A 2,516-nucleotide genomic window follows, 5' to 3' on the forward strand; every position below is an offset into this window, starting at 1 on the left:
GGACACCCCATACCGGCAGTACCACCGCACCGCCCAGAGGATCACGTCTTTGGGGTAGTGGCGACCGGAGAAGACGCCCATGAGCACTGATCCTCACCTGCCATCCACAACTCTGCAACAGCACCGTCACGTCACCGGTATGGAACGCGCTGAAAAACATGCAGCCGCATTCCGCAGACGATACACTTGAGTGATGGGCGAATCTGTCACCTACCCGAATGTGAAGTACTATATTGAGTTAGGGCGCTGCCAATACCAGGTTCCAGCTAAGGAAAAGAGGGCTCTAAATGAGCAGCATAGCAAGTAAAATCATGAAGGCCGCCGCAGATATAGTTAATCCCCCAATGAGAAGCCAAATATTCACATGTGATCCTTTTCCCTTCGAAGATGTCGGAAAATTTCACTCATGGCGTCATTATGGAGTTATGATCCCGGATATCGGGGAAACAGACTTCTTCGATATAATGAACATAATCGGCACGCCTGGGGTAAGCGCCTTTGACGTACAGCCGCTCCAGAAAAATACTCATAATCGGTGTTCGAGCTTATTGAGCACTACAGGGAGATCCTTAGCAAGCGGATTGGAGGTACCCGCCCCTAGGTCCGGATACTGCATCGACCCGACTAACCACAAAGCAACTTTTGGCTCAGGTCTGGAAATAATACGATCAGGAGATATTCTTACAATACACCGGAACCTGGACGACGTTAGTGTAGATATTTCTATGAAAATGTCGAAAACTGTTTCAGTTTTTGCTAATATCCCTGGTATATACAAACACTGGAGCACTCTCGCACATTGCTCAGGGATGGTCCAATACGGCGATGAGCAGAGAATGATCAATACTCTAGGAACCGTGGAGTTCGCTCGCGGTATCGGAACCGGCAGCTTCGGAATTAGCCGCCTCCCAGACATTCCTGTTAGTCATTTCTCATACCATGTCCTCAATATAAGCGACTCAGAGCAGCTACTCATGACCGATGTGGCCCTCACTGGTGGAATTCCTGTGCAGCAACGTGTATTCTACCGGAACCTCGGCAGAAATGAGAAGAGTACTGAAATTATCCTAGACTCCAACTTTCACGCTGAGTACTTGAACCTACGGCCGGGTCCAGATGCGCGGTCGTCATCACGGGTGCCAGATTCCCTGCACTGGTCTGCGCGGGACAGGGAAAATCAATCGTCTGTCACTATCGATGCAATCACAGACAGAAATTGGAAGATCGGGATAGGAACTGGTTACTGTGGTACTTATCAGTTCACTGGTGATTTTACAGGGCGCCAGATCGCAGGGCAGGGGTATATTGAACATGTCGACCTGCGCTAGGTGTACTTCCCAGGAGGTCGCGAACAGTCCGTCGGGCGACGGCGCCTAAGGAATACCTCCGGTAACCGTGGTGGGTGAATCACGACCTACAAACGAGACACCAGGAAGCCTTCCATGACCCACTGTAGCGCACCACTGACCCGAGTCTGCTGTACGTTTAGGTGACATCTGTCCTGACTTGCCAGACACGGCCGGCCTGGAAGGATGGAACCTAAACGTACAACAGATCCTTCTATGTTATGTTGGTCCGGAACAACTCAGATTAACTGACAACGGAGACTGAAATGTCCAGAGTTCTCATCATCGGCGCGACCGGCACCATCGGAAAGGCCACTGTAAAAGCCTTCAAAGAATACGGTGACGAGGTCATAGCCGGATCCCGTCACTCCTCGCCCGCTGTAGACCTCAACTCCCCGGAGGACATCGACGCCTTCTTCTCGGAAATTGGCACTGTGAACGCCGTGATATCCACCGTGGGCTCCGCCCCGTTCGTCGCAACCAATGACGCTACCCCTGAACAGCTCATCGAAGCCCTAAAGGGCAAGTTGATCAATCAGGTCAACCTAGTCTTACGCGCCCTCCCGCACCTCACCGACAACGGTTCTATGACCCTGATCAGTGGAATACTCACCCAGCATCCGGTGAAGAACAGTGTCCTTGCCAGTACTGCCAACGGCGGCGTGGAGGCGTTCGTCACCTCAGCCGCGACCGACCTCCCTCGCGGCATTCGGATCAACGCGGTGAGCCCGAACGTAGTTCGGCAGTCGTGGGAAGGCTACGGACCCTCGTTTCCCGGATCTATACCCGTAGAGGCCGCGGCGGTGGCATCCGCGTTCGTCCAGTCCGCGCACGGCGTAGAGAACGGACGAGTCTTCCGCATCTGGTAGGGTGTTGTTGCAAAGTGGTGTTGGTAACGTCGGGAAGCCAATCTTGACAGGGCTATCTGACCTCTCGGCCCGGTGCTGTTGGAAAGTTGGGGTCGGTCAACCAGCATCAGACAGCATGAGCATCTTCTCCGGTCGCCACTTCCCTCAAGAGATCATCCTGTGGGCAGTGCGCTGGTACTGCCGCTACGGAGTGTCCTACAGGGATCTCGAGGAGATGCTGACCGAACGCGGCGCACCGGTGGATCACACCACGATTCTCACCGGTGGGTACAGAAGTACGGCCCCGAACTGGACAAACGTA

General features: G+C 53.6%; 2 protein-coding genes and 2 pseudogenes. 3 read left to right on the forward strand and 1 reads right to left on the reverse strand.

Features of this window, described 5'->3' with window-relative positions; genetic code table 11:
- Positions 1–81 (reverse strand): annotated as a pseudogene (locus BJF89_RS18625) (IS6 family transposase); the annotation flags it as partial.
- Between the two features lie 206 nt (positions 82–287).
- Between BJF89_RS18625 and BJF89_RS18630 the strand changes: the two are divergent.
- From BJF89_RS18630 to BJF89_RS11360, 3 genes and pseudogenes are all read left to right on the forward strand, one after another.
- Positions 288–1,328 (forward strand): DUF6670 family protein, encoded by a 1,041-nt coding sequence (locus BJF89_RS18630; RefSeq protein WP_139312009.1) that lies wholly within the window; start codon positions 288–290, stop codon positions 1,326–1,328.
- Between the two features lie 284 nt (positions 1,329–1,612).
- A complete protein-coding gene (locus tag BJF89_RS11355) occupies positions 1,613–2,215 on the forward strand; it encodes a short chain dehydrogenase (RefSeq protein WP_075815007.1) in 603 nt (200 codons plus the stop codon).
- A gap of 115 nt (positions 2,216–2,330) precedes the next feature.
- Positions 2,331–2,516 (forward strand): annotated as a pseudogene (locus tag BJF89_RS11360) (IS6 family transposase); the annotation flags it as partial.

It is taken from the genome of Corynebacterium sp. CNJ-954 (assembly GCF_001942345.1).
Taxonomy (GTDB): domain Bacteria; phylum Actinomycetota; class Actinomycetes; order Mycobacteriales; family Mycobacteriaceae; genus Corynebacterium.

What these genes read in the sequence shown, in the direction of transcription:
- BJF89_RS18630 (WP_139312009.1), top strand. Translation starts at nt 288, where the DNA reads ATGAGCAGCATAGCAAGTAAAATCATGAAGGCCGCCGCAGATATAGTT.
- BJF89_RS11355 (WP_075815007.1), top strand. Translation starts at nt 1,613, where the DNA reads ATGTCCAGAGTTCTCATCATCGGCGCGACCGGCACCATCGGAAAGGCC.